Here is a 24,882-nt window from a genome sequence, read left to right as displayed (position 1 = left end):
TATTTATTTTATTTTAGAGTATTTTATTCTGCTGGTTCGTACCCGTTTACGGTTCGGGTCGTCGTGTTCACGACCTTCCTCTCGACTACCTCCCAGCTGAGTTCCCGCACATATGGGACTTTGAGCGTCTGCCGAACCGTTAGTCGTGTCTTCGCGACTATTTCCTCCCTAACGGGCGTGTCGACCCATTCGGTTTGCGTCCCGGTTCGTTTCTGCATCGTCCACGCGGTAATCGGATCCGATTCACTGATTCGCTGTGTCGGATCGGCAGCGATCGAGGCGGCGTCCAGTATGTCGCTCGTCGATTCGACCGGAACCCACTCGTAGGTCGGGTCGCTGGTTTGCACCTGCCGTGTCGCGGTGTACGTCGTTACGCGCTCGGTGTACGTTCGTTCGTAGCTGTACCGGTACTCCGTTCCGTACCGGGCGTTTTGAACCTTCACCCGCGAGGTCTGCCCGGTGAACTCGTGATCCCAACTCCGCTTGGACAGTCCCCAGTACGTCTCCGTTTCCGTCGTCCAGTACGTGTACGAGACGGTCGTCTGATAGGGTTCCTGAACGGTCTTCCACCGGGTTTCGGTGACTGTCGCCCAGTAACACCCGAAGAAGTCGTTACACCGCCGGACTTGCTCCGTGACCTCGTACGGGACGCGCCCCATCCGATACCGCGTCACAGTCTTCGTCCCTGTTCGCTGCACGCGACGGTCGTACCGGTACTGCCGGTACGTCTTGTAGTCCGCGTCGTCGATGAGTACCCGCCGCGTCTCCCCCGTGAACTGACCGCTCCCCGACCGCGAATCGCGCCACTCGTACTCGGTCACTGACCGCTCTTCGAGCGTCGTCGACGACGCCCCCTCGCGCCACGCATCGTTCACCGATAGGAACGCCTCAAGATACCCCTGCTGGCTGAACGTCTTGTACTCCGTCTCGTACTGCGCAGGTGCGACCAACCGCCGCTCCTCTACAGTGTGTCGCATCCCGACCTGCTCAGCACTCGTAATCTCGTATCCGGATCCGAGCAGTTCATTCTTCTTCTGTTCGCTCCGAACGACTTGCGTCGTGTACGTCGGACGCTCGACTAAGTACTCCGCGCCGATGACCGACTCGTTCACGACTTCCGGTGGCCCCTGCTGTAGTCCCCATACATCTGGGAGTACCTCAGAAACTGCGTTCCAGTCTCCCCCTTGCTCATTGAATAACTCTACCGACGGATTCCCGTCTACGAACTCTTTTGCAGGTATCGAAACAACGCCGCTAAACTGTACCGCTGAGCCCTGTCTAGAGCCTTCGTACACTAACGGGTAGCTCTTGTCCCAAGACAACACGCGGCCCTCACCGAGTATACGAATCCCTACTTGGAGGTTCCTCTCGTACCGATTCTTCAGCAACCGCTCGGCGCTGGACGACACCCGGAACTGAACAGAGTCATTCCATTGGTATGGCCCGCTCGAAACCTCAGTAATCTCCCCAATAGGAGGAACATACCCATTAGTGAAGCTGTACGTTTGCCTAGATACACCTCCGTTTCCGTCGCGAACGACGAGAGTTAATCTACTCAATGATTCAGCTTTCGCTATTCTGGGAGATACTTTTTTGACAGCTCCACTTCCTTTCCATTCAAATTCGAGCGTTTCATCGTCGGGATCGAACGTTCTGCTGGCGTTAATCACCATTCCGCGTTGGTGGAAATAGGGATACATCCCGTTGTCGTCGATTGTATATCGGATTACTGGATCGCTCGGGTACGCGCGGAACTCGCCTAGCGATAGTTCAGATCCGAGTTGTCCGTTCCAGAGGACTCGCGTTCCGATGTGTGCTTGGCGGGGGATGTCGACGGCCCAGTAGTCGTGCAGGATGAGTGTGTCTGTGGTCGCATCGTACTCTCGCGTCCGGTCGTATGGGGGAGTGGTGATTCGGAATGTTTCTTCAGAAGACGGCTCTGATTGGATAGTCACATCGGCGGGTGTTGCGCCGTTGAGTGCGATTTTGGTGATGTGGTGGGCGATGTAGTTCTGGGGTGAGAGTCGGTGGTCGTAGGCGGTTCTGTCGTCGCGGCCGACGAAGTTGGCGGAGATGATTTCTGGGGGTCTGGGTGCGGAGATGGTTTTGGTGGCGGTGGTGGTTTGGTTTCTGGTGTCGGTGGCGGTGATGGTGAGGGTGTGGTTGCCGGGTGAGAGGGTGGGGTGGCGGTAGGTGGTGCGGAGGGTGGTGTGGGTGTGTTTGATGTGGTCGAGGTCGGTGCGGGCGCGGTGGTGGATGGGGGTGCCGTCGAGGCTGATGGTGAGGGTGTCGAGGTTGTGGAGCGCGTCGGTGGCGCTCGCGGTGACGGTGAGTCCGGGGCCGGTTTGGACGTCGTGGATGAGGGCGGTTGGGGCGGGGTCGGCGATGACGGTGGTGGTGTTGTCGGGGAATCGGACGGGTGTCGCGTCGGTGGTGGCGGAGATGTCGTGGACGCCGGGGGCGAGGGTTAGCGTCGCTGTGTGGCCGCGGTGTCTGAGGGTGTCGTCGACGTACAGTCGGGTGGTCGCGTCGGCGGGGCGGTCGGTCACGCGGTAGGGTGCGGTGAGCGGTTGTTCGCCGGTGACGACGCGCGGCCCTCGCAGGAGCGGTGTCGTGTCGGCTGGGGTGTCGGTGGTCGGCGGCGCTGTCGTGGGGTTCGCGCCGTCGTCCGGTGCGTCGGGGGTGTTCGTGGGTTCGGCGGGTGTCGTGAATGCGCTCGTGTGGGTTCGGGCGGTCGCGTGGGTGTCGTCGTCGTCGGTGACGCGGACGTGAACCGTGTGGTCGCCCGGCTGGTCGAAGTAGTGCGTGAGCGTGTCGGCGTCCTCGGCGGCGTCGAGGGCGGTCGTTCGGACGCGGGTTCCGTCGACGTACCACGAGATTGTGGCGAGCGGGGCGGTTCCCGCGGTCGCGGCGACGCGGTAGGTCGCGGCGTCGCCCGTCGGTGTGGCGTCGGGGCCGTCGAGGGTAGCGGTCGGCGGGTCGCCCGGTTCGACGGTGACGTAGAGGGTGTCGCTTGCGGTCGCGCCGTCGTCGTCGGTGACGCGGACGGTGACTGCGTACGTGCCGGTGGTTTGCGGCGTGAACGTGGTGCGCGGACACGTCGCGCAGTCGGGCGTGCGCGTCGTGCCGTTGGGGTGTCGTATCGTCCACGTCGTTTCGGTGAGTTCGCCGTCTGGGTCGTGGGAGCCGGTGGCGTCGAGGTAGACGGGCGCGCCGCGGGTGGCGGTCTGGTCGAGTCCGGCTTCCGCGAGTGGGCGTTCGTTCCCGTCGGCGGCGACGGCCGTCGGGAGGAGGGCGAGGATGAGGACAACCACGAGATATTTCCGCATTTCTAAACTGTTATATTTACGGTACTGTATTTGTACTTTCGTGTTTGAGGTTGCACACAACGCCGTCGGGGAAACCCGTCGAGGGCGGTGGAGGGGCGCTCGCTCGCCTGTTTTTCACGATTTTTCCCTGCCAATGGATAGCAAACGATTTAGTGAGTCCCGCCAAATTTTGCGATAAGGCCCAGACTGCAGGGGGCCAGAGACCTACTATGACTAACGACGAACTCATCTGGCGAATCGCGGGCGGTTCCGGGGACGGAATCGACTCGACGAGCCAGAACTTCGCGAAGGCGCTGATGCGCTCGGGCCTCAACGTCTTCACGCACCGGCACTATCCGTCGCGTATCCGTGGCGGCCACACGTACGTCGAGATTCGCGCGTCGGAGGAGAACGTCCGCTCCCGGGGGGACGGCTACAACTTCCTGCTCTCGCTCGGCGACTCCTTCGCCCGGAACCCGAAGGAGGGCGCGTACTACGGCGAGGAGGAAGTCAAACCCCTCTCCGAGAACCTGGACGAACTCCGCGAGGGCGGCGTCATCGTCTACGACTCCGGACTCCTCGACACCGACGACATCGAGAACTTCGACGAGCGCGTCGAGGAGAACGACTGGCACGTCTACGACCTCGACCTCCGCGGTCTCGCGAAGGAACACGGCCGCGAAATCATGCGGAACACCGCCGGGGTCGGCGCGACCGCCGCAATCATCGGCTTCGACCTCGACTACATCGAGGAACTGATGGCCGACGCGATGGGCGGCGACATCCTCGACGCCAACCTCGACGTGCTCCGCGACGCCTACGAGACCGTCCAGGAGGAGTACGACGTGGACGCGCACGACGTGTCCGTACCCGAGGGCGAACACGAGGAAGAACAGGTGCTCGTCTCCGGAAGCCACGGTATCGCGTACGGCGCGCTCGACGAGGGCTGCCGGTTCATCTCCGGCTACCCGATGACGCCGTGGACTGACGTGTTCACCATCCTCACCCAGCTCATGCCCGACGTGGGCGGTATCAGCGAGCAGGTGGAGGACGAAATCGCGGCGGCGGCGCTCGCCGTCGGCGCGTCGCACGCGGGCGTGAAGGCGATGTCCGGGTCGTCCGGCGGCGGGTTCGCGCTCATGTCCGAGCCGCTCGGTCTCGCCGAGATGACGGAGACGCCGCTCGTGCTCGTCGAATCCATGCGCGCAGGCCCCAGCACGGGGATGCCGACGAAGCCCGAGCAGGCCGACCTGGAGCACGTCCTCTACACGAGCCAGGGCGACAGCCACCGCGTGGTGTTCGCGCCCAGCGACCCCGAGGAGTGCTACGAGCAGACGCGGAAAGCGTTCCAGATCGCGTGGGAGTACCAGATTCCAGTGATGGTCATCTACGACCAGAAGCTCTCCGGCGAGTACCGGAACGTCCCCGCCTCGTTCTTCGACCAGGAGCCGAACCCCAGCCTCGGGTCGACGCTCACGGAGGACGAAATCGCGGAGGCCGCGCACGACGAGTTCGGGAAGTTCGAGCGGTTCCGCCACGACCCCGAGAACGGCGTGAGCCCGCGGTCGATTCCCGGCCAGAAGGGCGGGCACTTCCTCGCGACGGGGAACGAGCACACGCCCGAGGGCCACATCAGCGAAGACCCCGACAACCGCGTGAACCAGATGAACCGCCGGCTCCGCAAGATGCGGTCGATTCGCGCGGACCTCGACGAGGACGAGCGCCAGGACGTGTACGGCGACGAGTCCGCGGACTTCGGTCTCGTCTCCTGGGGCAGTCAGACGGGGACGGTCGAGGAGGCCGTCGACCGCCTGAACGAGAACGGGTACTCGGTGAAGGCGCTCTCCATCTCGGAGATGGCCCCCTTCCCCGAGCGGAAGGTTCGTGACTTCCTCGACAGCGTCAGCGAGGCGCTCGTCGTGGAGATGAGCACGACCGCGCAGTTCCGCGGCCACATCCAGAAGGAGACCGGGAGCTACGGCGAGATGCTCTCCAGCCTCCTCAAGTACAACGGGAACCCGTTCGAACCCGCGGAAATCGTGGAAGCGGCCGAGATCGAGATCGACGACCGGCTCGACGAACCATCCAGTCAGACGCGGCTCGAACCCGCGGCAGGTGACTAACAATGAGTGCATTCAGCGCAATCGGTAACGACCGCGAGGTCGACCAGAACGAATTCACGCCCGGTATCGAACCGCAGCCGACCTGGTGTCCGGGCTGTGGGGACTACGGCGTCCTCAAAGCCCTCAAGGGTGCGATGGCGGAACTCGGGAAAGACCCCGAGGAAGTCCTGCTCTGCACCGGCATCGGTTGCTCGGGCAAACTGAACAGCTACTTCGACAGCTACGGCTTCCACACGATTCACGGTCGCTCGCTCCCGGTCGCGCGCGCCGCGAAGCTCGCGAACTCCGACCTCGAAGTCGTCGCCGCCGGCGGCGACGGCGACGGGTACGGTATCGGCGGGAACCACTTCATGCACACCGCCCGGGAGAACCACGACATGACTTACATCGTGTTCAACAACGAGGTCTTCGGGCTGACGAAGGGCCAGACGTCGCCCACGTCCCCGCAGGGTCACAAGTCGAAGACCCAGCCGGAGGGGAACGCGAAGGCCCCGATTCGCCCGCTCTCGCTCGGCCTCACGTCCGGCGCGTCCTACGTCGCGCGCACGGCCGCCGTGAACCCGAACCAGGCGAAGGAAATCCTCGTCGAGGCGATGGAGCACGACGGCTTCAGTCACGTCGACTTCCTCACGCAGTGCCCGACGTGGAACAAGGACGCGAAGCAGTACGTCCCCTACGTGGACATCCAGGACTCCGACGACTACGACTTCGACGTGTCCGACCGCCGCGAGGCCCAGGAGATGATGCACGAGACCGAGGACGCCCTCTACGAGGGCACCGTGCTCACGGGCCGCTACTACGTGGAGGAGGGCCGCAGGTCCTACCAGCAGGAGAAGCGCCACCGCGGTTCGATGCCGGAACAGCCGCTCGCGGAGCGCTACTTCGACGATTCCGCCGAGTGGGAGCGGTCGTTCGACTACATCGACCGCCACAAGTAGCGTTTACTCCTTCGGAAGATATTTTTTCACGGACGCCAAAGAGAGGGTGTGAGTAGTGAATCGACCGAGGACCGCATCCTGTCGGCGCTCGAAGCGGACGCGCAAGCCTCGTACGCGGATATCGCCGAGGACGCCGGTGTCTCCAAGCCCACGGTCCGGAAGTACATCAACAAACTCGAAGACGAGGGCGTCATCGTCGGCTACTCGGCCGACGTCGACCCGAAGAAGCTCTCGGGACAGAGCATCGCGATGGTCGGTATCGACGTCGCGAGTGAACAGTACGTCGAGGCGACGCGCGCGCTGAAGGAACTGGAGAGCGTGCACGCGCTCTACACGTCCAGCGGCGACCACATGCTGATGGCGGAAGTGCGCGCGGCGGACGGCGACGAACTCGGCGCGGTCATCTCCGACGAGATTCTGGAAATCGACGGCGTCACCGCCGCCCACCCCTCCTTCCTGCAGGAACGCCTCAAATAGCGGTCTGGGAGAGGAGTTCGTCCAGCCGGGAGACTGCTTCTTCGAGGTCGCTCGTGCTCGTCGCGTACGACGCGCGGAGCGTGTCCTCCGCGCCCTCCCCGAAGTCGGGGCCGGGCGTCATCGCGACGCCGGCGTCTTCGAGGAACACGTCCGCGACCTCGAACGCGTCGCCGGGCAGGTGGCTCACGTCGAGCAGGAGGTAGTACGCGCCGCCGGGCGTGTAGTCCATCGAGAGGCCGAGGTCGTCCGCGGCGTCCACGAGGAAGTCGCGGCGTTCCCGATAGGTTTCCTTGATGCCGTCGAGCCAGTCGTCGCCCATCCGGAGCGCGGCCTCCGCGCCGTCCTGCACGTGGTTCGGCGCGCAGATGACGATGTTCTGCGCGAGCCGGTTCAGGGTCTCCACGAGGTCGGGCGGCGCGACCATCCAGCCGAGCCGCCAGCCCGTCATCCCGTAGCGCTTCGACACGCCGTCGAGCACGATGGCGTCCTCGGTGTATTCGAGGACGGAGTGCTCGTCGTCGTCGTACGTGAGGCCGTGGTAGACCTCGTCCGAAACGAGGCGCGTGTCGGTTCGGCGCGCGCGCTCCGCGATGGCTTCCAGGCTGTCGCCGCTCATCACCGCGCCCGTGGGGTTGCTCGGCGAGTTCACGAGCGCCGCGGCGGTGTCGCGCGTGATAGCCGACCGGAACTCGTCCACGTCGGGCGCGAACCCCGCGTCGGGGTCGAGCGGCACCGTCGAAATCGTGCCGCCGGCCTGCCGGACGAAGTTCGGGTAGCACGCGTAGTAGGGGTCGGTGAGCACGACCTCCTCGCCGGGGTCGACGATGGACAGCATGGTGAGGAGGAGCGCGGGGGACGACCCCGGCGTGACGATGATGCGCTCCGCGGGCACGTCCACGCCGTACCGGCGGTCGTAGTAGTCGCTGATGGCGTCCCGCAGGCTCTGCTTTCCGCGGCTCGACGTGTACTCCGTCGGGCCGTCCCGGAGCGCCGCTGCCGCCGCCTCGATTGCCGCCGCGGGGGGTTCGAAGTCGGGTTCGCCCACTTCCATGTGGACGACACCCTCCAGTTCGCTGGCACGTTCGAGGACGGACATCGCTGTGAACGGTGTCGTGCGAGTCGCACGCTCCGAGGGCATACTCTCCCGAAAGTCCCTGTGGTACATAAGCGTGCTTCCTGTCGCTAGCACTTGCCACGGCCGCCGGGAGCGTTTACATGCTGGCCGTCCTACCCCCCGTATGGCGATGTACGAACGCGACGTCCGGGTTGACGCGCCGCTCAGCGACGTGTGGGCGTTCCACTCGCGCGTCGAGGGCCTCGAAGAACTGACGCCCGCGTGGGCCGGCCTCCGCATCGAGTCCGTCGTCGGCCCGGACGGCGCACCCGACCCGGGCGTCCTCGAACCCGGCGCGCGCATCCGGATGTCCGCGGGGCCGCCGTTCCTCCCCGGCCCCAGAGAGTCCTGGACGTCCGTCATCGCGGAACGCGAGGAACGCGACGGGTTCGCGTACTTCGTGGACGAGATGGAGGGCGGGCCGTTCGCCTCGTGGCGACACACCCACCTGTTCTACGCCGACTCCGACGACCGAACCCTGATTCGCGACCGCGTCCGGTACGAACTCCCCTTCGGCGCGCCCGCCGCGCTCGGCCGCCCCGGTCTCGATATGATGTTTCGCGCGCGCCACCGCCGAACCCGCGAACACTTCTCCGGCCTGTAGATTTATGCGGCCCGCGTCCGGATTCTGAGGTATGTCTGACGTACTCGTCGTCGGCGGTGGCGCGGCAGGACTGAGCGCTGGACTGTTCACCGCCAAGAACGGCCTCGACACGAAGGTGTTCGACACGGACGGGACGTGGCTCCACAAGGCCCACCTGTTCAACTACCTCGGCATCCGCTCCATCGACGGGAGCGTCTTCCACGAGCGCGCGCGCAAGCACGCGAGCGACGACCACGGCGCGGAACTCCACGACGACGAGGAAGTCGAGTCCGTCACGAAGACCGAGGACGGACGGTTCCACGTCGTGACTGGCGAGGACGAGTACGAGTCCGACTATCTCGTGCTCGCGACGGGCGCGAACCGCGACCTCGCGGAGGAGCTCGGCGCGGACTTCGACGGCGATGTGGTGGACGTCGGGGTCGACATGGAGACGAGCGTGGAGAACGCGTACGCGACCGGCGCGATGGTGCGCGACCAGGAGTGGCAGGCCGTCATCTCCGCGGGCGACGGCGCGGCCGCCGCGCTCGACATCCTCTCCAAGGAGGAGGGCGAGCACTACCACGACTTCGACGTGCCCGACGACGTCTAAAACGCCCTCGTACCGGCTGGGTCGGCGTCTCCGAACGCAATTCACTTCTTTCGCGCGTTTCGTTATCGGGTAGTGAGTGGTCTCGACCGACTGGCGGCGCGCACGAACCCGATGGCGGCGCTCGCCGTCGCGGTGGTCGCCGTCTCGACGAGCGCGATTCTCGTGGAGGCGTCGAGCGCGCCGAGCCTCGTGAAGGCGTTCTACCGCGTGCTCTTCACGACCGCGTGCATCCTCCCGTTCGCGCGCGGCCACGCCGGCACCGTGCGGTCGCTCGGTTCGCGTGACGCCGCGGTCGCCATCGTCTCGGGCGTGGCGCTCGCCGTGCACTTCGCGGCGTGGTTCGAGAGCCTGAACTGGACAAGCGTCGCCGCGTCGGTCACGCTCGTCCAGACCCAGCCGCTGTTCGTCGCGCTCGGCGCGGCACTCTTGCTCGGCGAGCGCCTCACCCGCCGGATGCTCGCCGGCATCCTCGTCGCCGTCGCCGGCGCGGCGGTGATGGCGCTCGGCGACCCCGTCCTCGGCGGCGCGAGCGTTCTCTCTACCTTCCTCGGGTCGGGCGCGCTCTACGGCGACCTGCTCGCCGTCGCGGGCGCGCTCGCCGCGTCCGTCTACGTGCTCGCCGGGCGGTCGCTCCGCCAGCGCATCGCGCTCGTCCCCTACACGCTCGTCGTCTACTCCGTCTGCACGCTCACCCTCCTCGCGCTCGTCCTCGCCGCCGGCCACCCCCTGTTCGCGTACCCCCGCGGGGAGTGGGTGCTGTTCGCGGCGATGGCGCTCGGCCCAGGCCTGTTCGGGCACACGGTCGTGAACTGGGCGCTCGAACACGTCGAGTCCAGCGTCGTCTCCGTCACCCTGCTCGGCGAACCCGTCGGTAGCACGCTGCTGGCGCTCCTCGTGTTCACGGAAGTCCCGGGGGCCGCCACAGTCGCCGGCGGCGCGGTCGTGCTCGCGGGAATCATCGCGACCGCGCGAGCGCGACAGCGGAGTTAGTTTTCGACGACCAACTGGAAGACGACGCTCCCCGCCTGCCCGGTGAGGACGACGCGGTTCGCGCTCGCGAAGTCGAAGCCGCCGTCGGCTGGCGCGTCGCGCGTGACGGTCGCGGTCAGGCCGCCGTCGCCCTCGGTCGCGGCGACGTACGCGGTCTCGCCGGGCGCGAGTTCCGCGGCGAACGTCACGTCCGCGTAGCCCGCGTCAGTCATCAGCGTGAGGGACGTGTTCGCGGCGACCGCGCTCCCGCCCGTGTTCTCCACGACGAGCGCGTTCCCGCCGTCAGCCACGCTCGCGGTCACCTGCGGGATGTCGGCCGCCCACGCGGGCGCGCTCGGGTCGGCCGACCCGACGTCCGTGACGCCGTACGAGAACTCCGTCGTGGTCGTGGTGCCGGACTGGTTCGCGCGCACCGTTCCGGTGAACTCGTCGATGCGGCCGTCCTGCGTCACGAGCAGCGTCGCCTCGAAGGACTCGACGTTCTCCGCGGTCGACGAGCTCTCGTTCACGCCGGTCGCCCTGAGTTCGACGTACTCCGTGCCGTCGCTCGTGGTCGTCCCCGTCACGGCGTAGTCACCCGCGCCGAGGTAGGTCGCGAGCACGAGCTGTTGGACGGTCGTCATCGAACTCGCCTGCTGGGCGGCTATCGGGCCCTGCAACACCTGGTATCGGGTGGTGTCGCCCGACGACTGGCGCTGGAGCGCGTAGTCGCCGGACGCGTAGAGTTCGAGCGCGGAGCCGGTCGTGTTCTGCCGGAAGACGGTGTCGTCGCCGTCCGTCGCGCCGGCGAACCGCGTCCGCGTCTCGGTGTCGCCGCCGGTGTTCGTCGCGTCCAGTTCGAACGCGTACGCGGTGTCGTTCAACGCGTCGATGTGCGCCTCGATGAGCGCGCTCGCGTTCGTCAGGCCGGACGCGCTCGCGTTCGTCAGGCCGGACGCGCTCGCGCCCGGCGGGAAGTCGCTCACAGACTCCTGCGTGGTCGTCGCGGCCGTCGTTTCGTCCGTCGTCGGTGCGGTCGTCGTCGTCCCGCTCCCCCCGCAGCCGGCCAGCGCGACCAGGGCGGCGAGGAGGACGGTGACGAGTAGTCGTCGCATCCTCCCCGACTACCCGCGGCCGTCCCTTGAAACGTCCGGCCGACGCCCGACGCCGTGTTACCGAAGATTTCAGAAACAACACGAACGGCTAGTTTCGTACAGTTCAACGAGCGGTGTGTTTACAGCGATAACAGTCTGTCGGTGGTTTAATGGGCGAGCGCGCCGACCGACTGCGTATGGACGTAGACGACATCGAAACGGTCGCAGTCATCGGTTCCGGGAACATGGGTCACGGCATCACGGAAGTCGTGGCGATGGCCGGCTACGACGTCACGATGCGTGACATCGAGGCGGACATCGTGCAGGACGGCTACGAGTCCATCGAGTGGAGCCTCGACAAACTCGACGAGAGCGACCGCCTCGACGAGTCCCCCGAGACCATCCTCGACCGCATCAGCACCGAAGTAGACCTCGAAACCGCCGTCGCGGGCGCGGACATCGTCATCGAGGCCGTCCCCGAACAGATGGATCTCAAGAAGGACGTGTTCGGCGACCTCGACGACTACGCCGAGGACGGCGCGATTCTCGCCTCGAACACCTCCTCGCTCTCCATCACCGAAATCGCGTCCGCGACCGACCGCCCCGAGGACGTGGTCGGCATGCACTTCTTCAACCCGCCCGTGAAGATGGATCTCGTCGAAGTCATCTACGGCGCGGAGACCGACGACGACACCGCGCAGGCGACCTACGACTTCGTCGAAGCCGTCGATAAGACGCCCATCTTCGTGCGCAAGGACGTGAACGGCTTCGTCGTGAACAGCGTGCTCGGGCCGTTCGGCGAGGAGGCCGCGTGGATGGCCTCGGAAGACCTCGCGACCATCGAGGAGATAGACGCCGCGATGGTCTACGGTCGGGGCTACCCGATGGGGCCGTTCGAACTCGGCGACCTCACCGGCATCGACGTGGGCTACCACGTCCGCAAGGAGGCCGGCAAGGAGATTCCGCCCCTGATGGAGTCCAAGGTCGAAGCCGAGGAACTCGGCCGGAAGACCGGCGAGGGCTACTACCGGTACGACGACGGCGAGGGCGTCTCCTACGAACAGGGCCAGGGCGAGGACGTGGACACGCTCCGCATCGAAGCCCGCATGGTGAACGAGGCCGCGAAGCTCATCGGGAACGACGTGGCGACCCCGGACGCCATCGACACCGGGATGAAACTCGGCGCGGGCTTCCCCGAGGGCATCTGCGTGCGCGGCGACAAACTCGGCCTCGACACCGTGCTCGCGAAACTCGAAGACCTCCACGAGGAGTACGGCGCGGAGCGCTACGAGCCCGCCGACTACCTCGTCGAACTCGTCGAATCCGGGAAGACCGGCAAAGAGGCGGGCGAAGGCTTCTACGAGTACAACACGGGGAGCGGCCCCGGCGATTACAACACCCTCAACTGGGAGCTCACGGACGACGGCCTCCTCGACGTGGAACTCGACCGCCCGGAGCGCATGAACGCGCTCAGCAACGACCTGATGGACGCCGTCGTCGACCTCCTCGAATCCATCGACACCGAGGACGTGCGCGCGGTGTCCTTCGAGGGCGCTGGCGACCGCGCGTTCAGCGCCGGCGCAGACGTTACGGGGTTCGCGGACATCGAACCCGCGAAGCGCGCCGAACCAACGGAAGTCTTCCAGGTCGTGGACGAGTTCCCGCGGCCGACCATCGCGAAGATCGACGGCTACTGCCTCGGCGGCGGGTTCGAACTCGCGCTCGCCTGCGACCTCCGCGTCGCCACCGAGGACTCCACGTTCGGCTTCCCCGAAATCAACCTCGGCCTCCTCCCCGGCGGCGGCGGCACCCAGCGCGCGCTCCGCATGATCGGTGAGGCGCGCGCGAAGGAACTCGTCTTCCGCGGCGAGCACATCTCCGCCGAGCGCGCGGAAGACTGGGGGCTCATCAACCGCGCCGTCCCGAGCGACGAGTACGAGGACACCTGCGCGGACTTCCTCGACGACCTCGTCTCCGGACCGCCGCTCGCGCTCCAGCACGCGAAACGCGTGATGAACGAGGGCGCGGACGAGGACCTCGACGCCGGCCTCCAGATGGAGAGCCAGGCGTTCGCGCTCCTCCTCACGACGCAGGACGCCCGCGAGGGCACGGCGGCGTTCCAGGAAGACCGCGAACCAGAGTTCACGGGCGAATGAAGACCGCGTCCGGCCTCGGGTTCGAGGAGTTCGTCGGCGACCACGGCTACCTCTCGTGGCTCGGCGTCGAGTTCGACGAGGTCGCGGAGGGCCGCGTCGTCATGCGCGTCCCCTACGACGAGAAACTCATGAACCCCGAAACCGAGGACTCCGGCGGTTCCGTGCACGGCGGTATCGCGGCGACGCTCGTGGACACGTCGAGCGCGTTCGCGCTCCGGACGACGTTCGACGACCCGAGCGACGTGTCGCTCAGCACCACCGACCTCGACGTGAAGTACCTCCGGCCCGCTACCAGCGACCTCGTCGCGGAGGCCGAGGTCGTGCGCGCCGGCGGCTCCATGGGCGTGACCGACGTTACCGTGAAAAGCGAGTACGAGGGCGAGCTGGTGGACGTGGCGGTCGGCGCGACCTCCTATCGGCTCTTCCGGTAGGGCGTCTGACGGCCGTGTGACGGTGGGTTTTTGCCCGTACTCGCCCTCGATTCACGTGTCTCGTGCGGGCGACGGCTTCCGATTCGGGGAGTCCCACGCTGCCCGCACGGGACGCGGGGCGGGCGTGCTCCATGGGTATGGGGTGAGCGCGCCCGCGACCCGCGACGCGCTAGAACTCGTAGTCGTCTTCCTCGCCGCCGAGCGACCGCTCACTCGTCTCCAGCATTTCCTCGCCGAACATCTCCTCTTCCTCCCGGTTCGCCTCGATTTCGGGCTTGTACACCTGGAGTCCGTGCGCGAGAATCTCCTCCGCGGCCTCCTGACGGCTCACGAACTCGCCCTCGTCCACCAACCGGTCGAGTTCCACCTCGACGTTGTCCGGAATGTCGACTTCGACGCGTGGCATACACGCGACTTCCACCTCCACCAATAAATGCGGTGGGGTCGCGGCCGGGGACGCGACGACCCCGAAAACAGTCCCGCGAGTCCACCGTCCGAGTCGTCGAACGACCCCGGGGCTTACTCCTCTCGCGGGAGCGCGTCGAACAGCTCGGGGTTCGTGCCGAAGTGGAGGACGTTCGTCACGACCGAGTTCCGGATGTTCGAGACGACCGCGCCGTGGTCTTTGTAGAAGTCGTGAATCCACCGGGACTCGGCCTGCCGGCTGGGGAACATCATCACGGACTTCCACTGGTACTCGCCGTCCGAGAGGAAGTAGAACAGCGTGTTCTCGTGGTCGCGGATGTACTCCATGGCGTCCCGCCAGCCCTCCGCGAAGTGCTCGGGGTTGAACTTGAACTCCATCAGCGCGAAGATGAAGTACGCCTCGTTCGGGATGATGGCCTCCCGGAACACGCCCGCGTCACGCATCTTCCGAATGGATTCGGAGACGGTGACGTGCGAGACGTCGATGTCGTACTCCTCGTCGAGGATGTCGGTGAGGTCGCGCGAACTCACCTGCGGGTTCTTCGCGAGTTCTTTCAGGATGACCACGTCGCGTTCCTTGAACTCCCAGTCCGGCGCTCGTTCCATGCTCATAGGAACGCGCGTAGTTCCTCCCTATATGCCTTCGGTCTGTCCTCCATCACCCAGTGGTAGGCGTCGTCGAGCGTCACGACCTCGCTCTCGCCGGACACGTCCTCGGCGAGGCGTTCCGCGTACGACACCGGCTGGAGGATGTCGTCGCCGCCCCAGAGGCAGAGCGTGTCCGCCGTAATCGCGGCGTAGTCAATTTCGGTGGTGTGGTTCGTGTTCGTCGCGACCGCACACCGCGCGAGCGACCGCCGGCCCGCCTCGGTCATCCAGGGCGCTTTCATGCCCTCGATGAACTCGGCGTGCTCGGACTCGTCGCCGTGGACGCCGCCCGCGAACGCGAAGTCGAGGTCTTCCTCCAGTTCGTCGAACGGCAGGTCTCCCGTGCTCGGGAGGCCGAGGTCGTTGATGAACTCGACCGGCCACGAGTCGTAACACACCGCGTTCGACACCACGAACGTCGACACCGCGTCCGGGTTGTGCGCGGCGTACCGGCTGGCGACGCCGCCGCCGATGTCGTGGCTGACGAGGTTCAGCGGCGTCCCGATGTCGAGTTCCGCGACCAGGCCCTCGATCACCTGCTCTTGCGCGCGAATCGAGCGGTCGAAGCCGTCCGTCTGCTCGCTCGACCCGTAGCCCGCGAGGTCGGGGACGACGACTCGATACTCGTCGGTGAACGCGGGCGCTATCTCCCGCCAGAGGAACCCCCAGGTCGGGATGCCGTGCACGAACACCAGCGGCTCGCCGTCCCTGGGGCCGTCCTCGTAGTACGCGACCTCGACACCGTGGCCGTCCACGTCGACCGTGACGGTGTCCTGTCGCGCGCGATACTCCTCGTGGTTCATCAGAGTATCTGGCCGGCGATGATGTTCTTCTGAATCTCGGAGGTGCCCTCGTAGATCTTCGTGATGCGGGCGTCCCGGTAGTAGCGCTCGACGGGGTGGTCGGTGACGAACCCTGCGCCGCCGTGCACCTGAATCGCGTCGTCCGCCACGTCAACCGCGTTCTCGGACGCCGTGAGTTTCGCCATCGACGCGAACCGGGTCGCCTCCTGGTCGTCGCCCGCGTCGACCGCCGCCGCGGCGCGGTAGGTGAGCGAGCGCGCGGCCTCCGTGTTCGCCGCCATCTCCGCTATCATGTGGCTGACCGCCTGGTAGTCCTTGATGAGCTGTCCGCCCTGCTCGCGCTCGTTCGCGTACGCCTTCGCCTCGTCGATGGCGGCCTGCGCGACGCCGACGGCCTGGGACGCGACGCTCGTCCGGCCGGACGCGAAGAAGTCCATCAGCTGGTAGAAGCCCTTGTTCACCTCGCCGATGACGTTCTCCTCGGGGACGCGCACGTCGTTCAACTGGACTTCCGCGAGGTCGCTCGCGCGAATCCCGAGCTTGTTGTCGATTTTCGTCGTCTCGAAGCCGTCGGTGTCCGTGGGGACGAGGAACGCCGTGATTCCCTTCCGCTGCGGTTCGACCTCGGTGTCCGTCTTCGTCATCACGACGGCGATGTCCGCGACCGTGCCGTTCGTGATCCACATCTTGTTCCCGTTGATGACGTACTCGTCGCCGTCCTTCTCCGCGACCGTCTCGATACCCGCGACGTTCGACCCGTGTGCGGGCTCGCTGATGCAGGAACAGCACGCGGACTCGCCGTTCGCGATCTTCGGCAGCCACTCCTCCTTCATCCACTCGTCGCCGTACTTCCGAATCATGTTCGACCCGAACCCGCGGCTCCCGATGGCGCTCCCGATACCGGGGTCGGCCCGCCAGAGTTCTTCCGTGACGATGATGCTGGAGAGCGTGTCCATCCCCGCGCCGCCGTACTCGACGGGAATCCCGGGCGCGACGAAGTCGAACTCGGCCGCCTTCTCCACGAGGTCGTACGGATACGACTTGTTCTCGTCGTGCTCGCGCGCCACCGGCTCTATCTCGTTCTCGCCGAACTCGCGAACCGCCTCTCGAATCGCCCGATGCTCGTCTGAGAGCTGGAAACTCATACGCGACAATTAGACTCTACCGTTTAATAAGTTTGCAAGAATCCTATTTTCGTTAACCAACCGACGACTTCAGCAGTCGCTCACACTCTCACCGCTCGCCTGTTCGGTCAGCCCTGCGGGCTACGTCCGCCTCGCGGCTCACGGCGTTCGCCGCTCGCGTATTCGGTCAGCCCTGCGGGCTGACCTACTCCTCGCCCGCGAGCTCGTACTTCTGGACTTTTCCGGTGGTGGTGCGCGGGAGTTCCTGCACGAACTCGACCTCCCGCGGGTGCTTGTAGGGCGCGAGGTTGTCGAGGCAGAACTGCTTGAGTTCCTCCTCGGTCACGTCGGCGTCGGGCGTCCGGACGACGAACGCTTTCACGGTTTCGCCGCGGCGTTCGTCCGGGATGCCGACGACGGCCGCGTCGGCCACGTCCTCGTGTTCGAAGAGGAGTTCCTCGACTTCGCGCGGGTAGACGTTGTAGCCGCCGGTGACGATCATGTGCTTCTTCCGGTCGACGACGTAGAAGAACCCGTCCTCGTCGTGGTAGCCCACGTCGCCGGTGTGGAACCAGCGCTTCCCGTCCGCCTCCGTGAACGCTTCTTCGTTGGCTTCGGGGCGCTCGTAGTAGCCCTTCATGACGTTCGGCCCGGCGATGACGAGTTCGCCCGTAATCTCGTGGAGCGCGGCCTCGTCCTCGTCCACGGGACCTTCCTCGACGGGCGCGACGGTGTCGAAGTCGTCGTCCACGATGCGGGCGTCGACGCCGGGGAGGGGTTTGCCGATGCTACCGGGCCGGCGGTCGTCGGGGTGGTTCGCGTGCGTGACGGGGCTCGTCTCGGTGAGCCCGTACCCCTCGCAGAGCGGCACGTCGTACAGGTCGTCCCAGGTTTCGAGGACTTCCATCGGGAGGCCGCTCCCGCCGGAGTTCACGAAGCGCAGACTGGAGAAGTCGAACTCGGCGGCGTCCGGCTGACTGATGAGGTCGTTGTACATCGCGGGGACGGCGTGGACGAGCGTGACGTCCTCGTCCTCGATGAGGGAGACCGCTTCCTCGGCCTCCCACTCGGGCATCGGGTAGTACGCGCCGCCGTTGAACAGCGTCGCGTTCATCGTCACCGTCATCCCGTAGATGTGGAAGAGGGGGAGGACGCCGAGGTGGCGGTCGTCGGCGCGGATACCGTCCGGAATCGGGGCGTCGGCCACGTCCGCGTCCCAGTAGAGGTTCTCGTGCGTCAGGAGGACGCCCTTCGGCGTGCCCGTCGTCCCCGAGGTATAGGGCTGGCAGGCCACGTCATCGTCGTCGCGCTCGACGGGGCCGAACGTGTCGTCGGCGAGGAAGTCCTCGAACTCGGTCGAGGGTTCGGTCTCCGCGCCGACGGTGACGACGAACTCCACGTCGGTGTCCTCGCGCACGTCCTCGACGTGCTCGACGAGGCTCGGGAGGGTGACGACGGCGTTCGCGCCCGAGTCACCGAGCAAGTGTTCGAGTTCGCGCGAGCGGTACTGGGGGTTCATCGGGACGACGATGCCGCCGGCGCGCATGATGCCGTGGAAGGCGGTGACGAACTGCGGGAGGTTCGGGAGGTAGATGGCGACGCGGTCGTCGGGTTCGATGCCCTCTCGTTCGAGCGCCGCGGCGAACCGGCCGGTGCGCTCCCAGAACTCCTCGTAGGTCTGTTCGCGACCCTCGTAGTGGATGGCGACGTTCTCCGGGTGGTCGGCCACCGCGCGCTGGACGTGTTCGGTGAGATTCATGGTCGATGAGACGGCCGTCCCCGCCTTAGGTATTGTGAACGTTGTTCATCGACCGTCGAGTTTACGTTAGTATCGTTCACTCGGACGCGAATCGAGCGAACAGTTAACACACACCAGTCGGAATCTCGGGATATGGAGAACCCCGGCGACAGCCGACAGCAGGCGGTGTACGGACAGGGAATGCTGATGGGCGAGACGCCCGACATCCCGCCGAACTTCGAGGAACTCGAACGCGAGGCGCTCGACGCGATGAGCGACGAGGCGTACGCGTACGTGAAGGGCGGCGCGGGCAGCGAGGACACCGTCTCCGAGAACCGGCGGGCGTTTCGCGACCACCGCATCGTCCCCCGGATGCTCCGCGACGTGTCCGAACGCGACCTCTCCGTCGAAGTGCTCGGACAGACGCTCCCCGCGCCCGTCGTCCTCGCACCCATCGGCGTGCAGTCCATCATCCACGAGAACGCCGAACTCGCCACCGCGGAAGCCGCCGCCGACACCGACGTCCCGATGTGCCTCAGCTCCGCGTCCTCCGAGACGCTCGAAGACGTCTCCGACGAACTCGGGGACACCCGGAAGTGGTTTCAGCTCTACTGGTCGAGCGACCGCGACGTCGCCGCGAGCTTCGTCGAACGCGCCGAAAACGCGGGATACGAGGCGCTCGTCGTGACGCTCGACACGCCGATGATGGGGTGGCGCGAACGCGACGTCTCCCAGGGCTACCTCCCGTTCCTCGACGGCGAGGGCGTCGCGAACTACACGAGCGACCCCGCGTTCCGCGACCTGCTCTCCCAGCCGCCCGAGGAGAACATGGACGCCGCGCTGAGCGAGTTCCTCGCCGTCTTCGGGGACGCCACGCTCACCTGGGACGACCTCGACTGGCTCACCGACCAGACCGACCTCCCGATAGTCCTCAAGGGCATCCTCCACCCCGCCGACGCCCGCCGCGCCGTCGAGAAAGGAGCCGACGGAATCGTCGTGTCGAACCACGGCGGCCGCCAGGTGGACAACGCCGTCGCCGCGCTCGACGCCCTCCCCGCGGTCGCGGACGCCGTCGGCGACGACGTGGACGTGTTGTTCGACTCGGGTATCCGCCGGGGCGCGGACGCCATCGTCGCGCTCGCGCTCGGCGCGGACGCCGTCCTGCTCGGCCGCCCCTACGCGTACGGCCTCGCGCTCGACGGTGCCGAGGGCGTGCGGGAGGTCGTGAACAACTTCCTCGCCGACCTCGACCTCACGCTCGCGCTCACCGGGAACACGAGTCCCGCCGACCTCGACCGCTCCATCTTCGCGGACTCATAGGTTCGCGGGCGCGAGCGCCGCCACCGTCTCCATCGCCAGTTCGACGCTCGCGTTCGACGGCGTCACCACCAGCGGCTCGTCCACCACCGGGAGCGCCGCAACCTCGCGTAGTCGCTCCCGCGCCCCCTCAGGGGTTCCGGCGACGCCGAGCGCGTCCACCATCTCGTCGCTCACCCGTTCGCGGGCCGCCGCGCGGTCACCGGAGCGCCACGCGTCCGCGACTGCCTCCGCCTCGTCGGGGAACGCCTGGGCGACCGCGTTCTTGTAGCCGTCCGCGCTCCCGACGTAGTACGCGAGGTGGCCTCTGAGCGCGTCGTACGCCTCCTCCCCGTCCGCGCTCACCGCCGCGGGCACGTACGGCACCACGTCGATGTCGTCGGGGTCGCGGCCCGCCTCCCGCGCGGTTCGCGCCACCAGCTCGAACGCGGGTTCGAGGCGCTCGAACGGAATGTTGTGCGGGAGCCAGCCGTCCGCGACGCGGCCCGTCGCGCGCCGGGTCGCCGGCCCGAGCGCCGCCGCGTACACCGGCACGTCCGCGTCCAATCCCGGGAAGTCCGCCACCGAGAACAGCTCTCCGTCGTACGATACTCTCTCGTCGGTTTCGAGGAACCGGCGCGCGAGTGCTATCGTCTCGTGCAGGCGACGCGGCGGATTCTCGAACTCGGTTCCGTGCAAGTCCTCCACGGCCTTCTCGGTGCTCGTGCCGACGCCGAGCGTGACCTGTCCGTTCGTGGCTTCACTGATGTTCGCCGCCGCGCCCGCGAGCGCCGCCGGACTCCGCGAGTACGCGTTCACGATGCTCGTACCCACATCGATGTCCGTGCGCTCGGCGATGCGCGCGAGCGTGACGAACGCGTCCGTCCCCCAGAGTTCGCCCGTCCACACGCCCCGATACCCGAGGTCGTCGGCGCGCTCCGCGAACCCCACGGGGTCGTCGCCCGCGAGTTGCACGCTCGCCGTCAGTTCGCTCGACATACCGGCAGTGCGGCGGCGACGCGGAAAAGAACTATCGGCGGGTCAGGGCCGGTCTTTGGAGAGGACGTTGATGCAGGACACACTACCAGTAGCGTCCCGACCGATGCCGATGTTGTGCTGGAGGCCGTACTCGGGGTCGTTCTCCACCTGCACCGCGCCCGCCTCGCCGCGGAGTTGCTCGTAGATTTCGTTCACCTGCGCGACGCCCGTCGCGCCGATAGGGTGGCCCTTCGCGAGCAGGCCGCCCGACGGGTTCACGGGCTTCTCGCCGTCCAGGTGGGGTTTCCCGGACTCGACGAACGCGCCGCCCTCGCCCTTCTCGCAGAACCCGAGGTCTTCGTAGGTGACGAGTTCGGTGATGGTGAAGCAGTCGTGGACTTCCGCCACGTCGATGTCGTCCGCCGTGATGTCCGCCTCCTCGTACGCCTGCTCGGCGGCCTGCTGGGTCGCGGGGAACCCCGCGAGCGACTCGTCCGCCCCGCGCTGGACGGTGTCGGTGGCGAGGCCGCTCCCGGCGACCCAGACCGGGTCGTCCGTGTACTCCTCGACCACGTCCTCGCTCACGATGACCGTCGCCGCCGCGCCGTCCGTCACGGGACAGCAGTCGTAGAGGTTCAACGGATACGTGACCTGCGGGCTGTCCACCACGTCCTCGACGCTGCACGTGAACCGGTAGTGCGCGTGCGGATACTTCGAACCGTTCTCGTGGTTCTTCACGGACACCTCGGCGACCTGTTCGCGCGTGGTGCCGTACTCCTCCATGTGGCGGGTGGCGCGCAGGCCGAAAAAGGCGGGCATCGTGACGCCGCGGCCGCGCCACACCTGTTCGAGGGACGCGCCCTCGATGAGGCCGCCAGCGGAGTCCCGCATCTTCTCCGCGCCCAGCACGAGCGCCACGTCCGCCGACCCGGCGCGCACCGCCTCGACCGCCGACCGGAACGCCGTGCTCCCGGTCGCGCACGCGTTCTCCACGCGCGTCACCGGCATCTCGAACAACCCCGTCGGGTGGCTGAGACCCAGCCCGGAGGAGGCGTTCTCCGCGATGTCGAGCGTCCCGAACCACGCCGCGTCGATGTCCTCGCTATCGATACCTTTGTCCACGTCGTCCAGCGCGTTCAGGTACGCCCGCTCGGCCATGTCGTCGAACGACTGCTCGAACAGCTCTCCGAAGTCTATCATGCCCGCGCCGACCACTGCCACATCCCTCATAGCCGGTCACCCCGCGGGCGCTTGAACTTGAATGAGTGGATTGGCAGGCCGTCCACGTCGAAGATGCGGCGGAAGTCGGCTTCGGCCTCCATCCCGATGTCGATGTGCTCGGGGTCGGTTTCGGTGAACAGGCCGTAGACGCGGGCGGGGTCACCGCCCGACGTTTGGGGAACGTCCATGATGGCGAGCGGGAGCGGCGTCTCGAACTCGTCGGGAAGGCGCTGTTGGACGACGTAGGACTGGACGGTGCCGCGCTCTTCGAGTTCGGTGTCCGTCCACTCGCCCACGCTCCCGCAGCGCTTGCATATCTCGCGATGTTCGGGGAAGCTCACCCAGCCGCAGGCGTCGCACTCGCGGGCGGCGAGGCGTTCGTTCGCGTCCCGGTCGCGGGTGAACGGGGGTTCGTACATCAGGCGACACCCCCGCGGAATCCGCGGTGTTTGCCGTACGGTACGTACTCCTTGCTCTCGATGTAGTCGTCTGTCGTCATCTCGGGTGTTCCGTCGGTCGTGCGTTCGATGCTGAGCGCGTCACAGCCGCCGGGGCCGTAGCCCGCGAGGAGCACGGTTTCGTCGGCCTCCGCGGCGTCGAGGCTCGCGGCGAGGTCGAGGAGGACGCCGCCCGCGCCCGCGAACCCGACCGCGTCGAACGTCGAGTCGAGGGCGGCGTCGAGGTCGAGCGCGCCCGCGGCCTTCGACCCCCAGCGGCCGTCCGGCGCGGGGAACGCCGCGCGGTCGAACTCGCCGTCCAGCCCTCCGACGGCGGTCGTGACGGCGTCCAGGTAGTTCGCGCGATTGAATCGCCCATCGCCCGTCTCGGGGGTCTCGCCCGCCGGCGCGAACCGCCCGACGAACCCCGTCGTGGCGACCGCCGACTCCCGGAGTGCCGCGACGCCGTCGCCCGCGCCGAGGACGAGCGCGCCCGCGCCCGCGCCGGCGGTGCGTTCCGCGCTCGTGCCCGCGTCGGCGGTGAGCACGTCGCTCGCGACCACGAGCGCGGTGTCGGCGCGTCCGGCCTCGACGGCGTCCCGCGCGGCGAGCACGGCGTTCGTCGCCGCCCGCGCGCTCCCCTGGAAGTCGGAGACGCGCGCGTCCTCGCCCGCGCCGACCGCGTGCGCGACGTGCGGGGCGACGCCGCGCTCGTCGAAGTCGTCGCTCGTCGTCGCGGCGTACACCGCGTCCGGCGACTCGATGCCGGCGTGCGAGAGCGCGTTCTTCGCCGCCTGCACGCCCAGCGTCGTCACGTTCTCGTCGTGCGCCGGCACGGCGGTCTCCCCGCCGCCCGCGCGCTCGCCGTACTGTTCAGCGATGGCCGACCGCTCGATCCGGTAGAGCGGCACGTAGGAGCCGTATCCCCGTATCGCAACCATATCTAACGATACCCACAGATTCGCGCACAATAAATACCGATGTTCAATCGAGTCGGGGTTTCGGTTTCTACTGTACTACTCCCAATTGTGGAGCGCGTCCGCGAACACCTCGCGCACGTCGTCCACGGTGACGGGCCGCGGGTTCGTCCTGAGGAGGCGTTTCTGGGTGCTCACGGTCTGCTCCGCGAGCCAGTCCAGGTCGTCCTCGGTGACGCCCGCGAGCTCGTGCAGGCCGCTCGGCAGGACGTTCAAATCCTGCTGTAACTGAACGTACTGTTCTTTGAGCGCGTCCGCGGCCGCCCTGTCGGTCATTCCGGTGGTATCGACGCCGAACAGCTCCGCCACGTCCGCGAACCGCCCCGGATCGCTCGCGGAGTTGTAGTCGATGGTGCTCGCGGGCGTGAGCACCGCGATGGTCTCGCCGTGGTTCGTGTGGTAGCGGTTCCCGACCGGATACGCCATCGCGTGACAGAGCGTCGCGCCCGCGGTGAGGCCCGCGATAGCGCCGAACAGCGCGCCCCGGAGCATGTTCTCCCGGGCGTCGAGGTCGTCGCCGTTGTGGACGGCGGTGCGGACGTTCCCGGAGAGCAGGCGGATGGCCTCCTCGGAGAACATCTCCGTGAACGGCGACCGGCCCGCGTACACCGGCCTGTCCGCGGGGTCTTCCGGTCGCAGCAGGCTGTCGTAGTCGTGCGTCGTGTACCCCTCGATGGCGTGCCCGAGCGCGTCCATCGCCGTTTTCGCCGTCTCCTCCGGCGGGAGCGTCGTCGTGAACGTCGGGTCGAGCACGGCCGCGTCGGCGCGCACGTGGTTGCTCGAAATTCCCTCCTTGATGTTCTTCTCCTCGACGGCGAAGATGGCGACCGGCGATATCTCCGACCCCGTGCCCGCCGTCGTCGGCAGCAGGACGAGCGGCGCGCCCGACTCCGTGAGGCGCTCGCCCTCGCCCGTCGGCTCCGCGATGTAGTCCAGTACCTCGCCGCCGTTCGCGACGACGGCGCGCGTCGCCTTCGCCACGTCCATGCAACTCCCGCCGCCGAGCCCGACGTAGAAGTCGTAGCCGCCGTCGCCGGCCTCGCGCACGAACTCGATGCAGTCGTCCACGTCGGACACCGCGGGTTCGCGCGGGCAGTCGTCGTACACGTCCACGGAGAACCCGTCGTCTTCGAGGTGGTCGGTCACGCGGCCCGCGTGCCCGAGGTCGGCGAGCGTGCCGTCCGTGACGAGCAGGCCGTGCGCGTCCGCGGGGACGCCGAGGTCGGCGAGCTGGAAGCCGAGTTCGCGCACGCTCCCCCGGCCGAACCGGAGTTCGGGGAGCTGGACGTGCCAGACGCTCTCCGAGACGAGTTCGTGCGGGCTCGCGGACACCGAACGCTCGTAACTCACCGCACGTCACCCCGCTCGCCGCCGTCGTTCGCTGGTCGCTCCCGACCGAGTGCGGGTCGTGTTCGCATACCGCTATCCTGT

General features: G+C 67.0%; 22 protein-coding genes. 9 read left to right on the top strand and 13 right to left on the bottom strand.

The window, feature by feature from the left end; translation table 11 throughout:
• Positions 1-23 precede the first annotated feature (23 nt).
• Complete coding sequence (locus tag LI334_RS08595) at positions 24-3,314, bottom strand: PKD domain-containing protein (protein ID WP_227260163.1); 3,291 nt, start codon at positions 3,312-3,314, stop codon at positions 24-26.
• 224 nt (positions 3,315-3,538) lie between these two features.
• Between LI334_RS08595 and LI334_RS08590 the strand changes: the two genes are divergently transcribed.
• Genes LI334_RS08590 through lrpA1 form a run of 3 tightly spaced genes read left to right on the top strand, consistent with a single transcriptional unit; the run spans position 3,539 to position 6,846 of the window.
• On the top strand, positions 3,539-5,431 hold the full coding sequence (locus tag LI334_RS08590; RefSeq protein ID WP_227260161.1) for a 2-oxoacid:acceptor oxidoreductase subunit alpha: 1,893 nt from the start codon (positions 3,539-3,541) through the stop codon (positions 5,429-5,431).
• A 2-nt stretch (positions 5,432-5,433) separates the two neighbouring features.
• A complete protein-coding gene (locus LI334_RS08585) occupies positions 5,434-6,369 on the top strand; it encodes a thiamine pyrophosphate-dependent enzyme (protein ID WP_227260159.1) in 936 nt (311 codons plus the stop codon).
• A 48-nt stretch (positions 6,370-6,417) separates the two neighbouring features.
• Positions 6,418-6,846: an HTH-type transcriptional regulator LrpA1 gene (gene lrpA1 / locus LI334_RS08580; RefSeq protein ID WP_227260157.1), complete on the top strand. Its 429-nt coding sequence runs from the start codon at positions 6,418-6,420 to the stop codon at positions 6,844-6,846.
• On the opposite strand, the gene LI334_RS08575 is transcribed toward lrpA1, so the two are convergent.
• Positions 6,839-7,984: a pyridoxal phosphate-dependent aminotransferase gene (locus LI334_RS08575; protein ID WP_227260154.1), complete on the bottom strand. Its 1,146-nt coding sequence runs from the start codon at positions 7,982-7,984 to the stop codon at positions 6,839-6,841. The genes lrpA1 and LI334_RS08575 overlap by 8 nt on opposite strands.
• Before the next feature lie 100 nt (positions 7,985-8,084).
• Between LI334_RS08575 and LI334_RS08570 the strand changes: the two genes are divergently transcribed.
• The 3 genes from LI334_RS08570 to LI334_RS08560 all read left to right on the top strand — a co-directional run bounded on the left by LI334_RS08570 (position 8,085) and on the right by LI334_RS08560 (position 10,143).
• Positions 8,085-8,564 (top strand): SRPBCC family protein, encoded by a 480-nt coding sequence (locus LI334_RS08570; RefSeq protein WP_227260153.1) that lies wholly within the window; start codon positions 8,085-8,087, stop codon positions 8,562-8,564.
• A 31-nt stretch (positions 8,565-8,595) separates the two neighbouring features.
• Positions 8,596-9,153: an NAD(P)/FAD-dependent oxidoreductase gene (locus LI334_RS08565; RefSeq protein ID WP_227260151.1), complete on the top strand. Its 558-nt coding sequence runs from the start codon at positions 8,596-8,598 to the stop codon at positions 9,151-9,153.
• A 111-nt stretch (positions 9,154-9,264) separates the two neighbouring features.
• A complete protein-coding gene (locus LI334_RS08560; protein WP_227262333.1) occupies positions 9,265-10,143 on the top strand; it encodes a DMT family transporter in 879 nt (292 codons plus the stop codon).
• Here LI334_RS08560 and LI334_RS08555 read toward each other — a convergent pair.
• Positions 10,140-11,237: a DUF7537 family lipoprotein gene (locus LI334_RS08555; RefSeq protein WP_227260149.1), complete on the bottom strand. Its 1,098-nt coding sequence runs from the start codon at positions 11,235-11,237 to the stop codon at positions 10,140-10,142. The two genes, LI334_RS08560 and LI334_RS08555, sit on opposite strands and share 4 nt — an antisense overlap.
• Positions 11,238-11,413: 176 nt before the next feature.
• On the opposite strand from LI334_RS08555, the gene LI334_RS08550 reads away from it, so the two are divergent.
• Both LI334_RS08550 and LI334_RS08545 read left to right on the top strand, forming a co-directional pair.
• Positions 11,414-13,372: a 3-hydroxyacyl-CoA dehydrogenase/enoyl-CoA hydratase family protein gene (locus LI334_RS08550; protein ID WP_227260147.1), complete on the top strand. Its 1,959-nt coding sequence runs from the start codon at positions 11,414-11,416 to the stop codon at positions 13,370-13,372.
• Positions 13,369-13,803, top strand: coding sequence for a PaaI family thioesterase (locus LI334_RS08545; protein ID WP_227260145.1), 435 nt, complete (start codon positions 13,369-13,371; stop codon positions 13,801-13,803). The genes LI334_RS08550 and LI334_RS08545 overlap by 4 nt, the downstream gene beginning before the upstream one ends.
• Before the next feature lie 169 nt (positions 13,804-13,972).
• On the opposite strand, the gene LI334_RS08540 is transcribed toward LI334_RS08545, so the two are convergent.
• The 5 genes from LI334_RS08540 to LI334_RS08520 form a co-directional block, all read right to left on the bottom strand.
• Positions 13,973-14,209 (bottom strand): ribbon-helix-helix domain-containing protein, encoded by a 237-nt coding sequence (locus LI334_RS08540; RefSeq protein ID WP_227260144.1) that lies wholly within the window; start codon positions 14,207-14,209, stop codon positions 13,973-13,975.
• A gap of 113 nt (positions 14,210-14,322) precedes the next feature.
• Positions 14,323-14,835: a winged helix-turn-helix domain-containing protein gene (locus tag LI334_RS08535; RefSeq protein WP_406675873.1), complete on the bottom strand. Its 513-nt coding sequence runs from the start codon at positions 14,833-14,835 to the stop codon at positions 14,323-14,325.
• Between the two features lie 2 nt (positions 14,836-14,837).
• Positions 14,838-15,683: an alpha/beta fold hydrolase gene (locus tag LI334_RS08530; protein WP_343750119.1), complete on the bottom strand. Its 846-nt coding sequence runs from the start codon at positions 15,681-15,683 to the stop codon at positions 14,838-14,840.
• The gene (locus LI334_RS08525) at positions 15,680-16,825 is read right to left on the bottom strand and encodes an acyl-CoA dehydrogenase family protein (protein WP_227260138.1); all 1,146 of its coding nucleotides are present in this window, start codon (positions 16,823-16,825) and stop codon (positions 15,680-15,682) included. Before LI334_RS08525 ends, LI334_RS08530 begins: the two co-directional genes overlap by 4 nt.
• A gap of 184 nt (positions 16,826-17,009) precedes the next feature.
• A complete protein-coding gene (locus LI334_RS08520; RefSeq protein ID WP_227260136.1) occupies positions 17,010-18,563 on the bottom strand; it encodes a long-chain-fatty-acid--CoA ligase in 1,554 nt (517 codons plus the stop codon).
• A 132-nt stretch (positions 18,564-18,695) separates the two neighbouring features.
• Between LI334_RS08520 and LI334_RS08515 the strand changes: the two genes are divergently transcribed.
• Positions 18,696-19,862, top strand: a complete 1,167-nt coding sequence (locus LI334_RS08515) for an alpha-hydroxy-acid oxidizing protein (protein ID WP_227260134.1) — start codon at positions 18,696-18,698, stop codon at positions 19,860-19,862.
• On the opposite strand, the gene LI334_RS08510 is transcribed toward LI334_RS08515, so the two are convergent.
• The 5 genes from LI334_RS08510 to LI334_RS08490 all read right to left on the bottom strand — a co-directional run bounded on the left by LI334_RS08510 (position 19,857) and on the right by LI334_RS08490 (position 24,801).
• On the bottom strand, positions 19,857-20,837 hold the full coding sequence (locus LI334_RS08510; RefSeq protein ID WP_227260132.1) for an LLM class flavin-dependent oxidoreductase: 981 nt from the start codon (positions 20,835-20,837) through the stop codon (positions 19,857-19,859). The genes LI334_RS08515 and LI334_RS08510 overlap by 6 nt on opposite strands.
• 42 nt (positions 20,838-20,879) lie before the next feature.
• Positions 20,880-22,046 (bottom strand): thiolase domain-containing protein, encoded by a 1,167-nt coding sequence (locus LI334_RS08505; RefSeq protein WP_227260130.1) that lies wholly within the window; start codon positions 22,044-22,046, stop codon positions 20,880-20,882.
• Positions 22,043-22,456 (bottom strand): Zn-ribbon domain-containing OB-fold protein, encoded by a 414-nt coding sequence (locus LI334_RS08500; RefSeq protein WP_227260128.1) that lies wholly within the window; start codon positions 22,454-22,456, stop codon positions 22,043-22,045. Before LI334_RS08500 ends, LI334_RS08505 begins: the two co-directional genes overlap by 4 nt.
• On the bottom strand, positions 22,456-23,415 hold the full coding sequence (locus LI334_RS08495) for a hypothetical protein (protein WP_227260126.1): 960 nt from the start codon (positions 23,413-23,415) through the stop codon (positions 22,456-22,458). Before LI334_RS08495 ends, LI334_RS08500 begins: the two co-directional genes overlap by 1 nt.
• Positions 23,416-23,490: 75 nt before the next feature.
• Positions 23,491-24,801, bottom strand: a complete 1,311-nt coding sequence (locus LI334_RS08490) for a hydroxyacid-oxoacid transhydrogenase (RefSeq protein ID WP_227260125.1) — start codon at positions 24,799-24,801, stop codon at positions 23,491-23,493.
• Positions 24,802-24,882: the final 81 nt, after the last annotated feature.

It is taken from the genome of Salarchaeum japonicum (assembly GCF_020614395.1).
Taxonomy (GTDB): Archaea; Halobacteriota; Halobacteria; order Halobacteriales; family Halobacteriaceae; genus Salarchaeum; species Salarchaeum japonicum.
The sequence above is the reverse complement of the archived record's forward strand: the minus strand, read 5'-3'. Positions and strand labels throughout refer to the sequence as shown.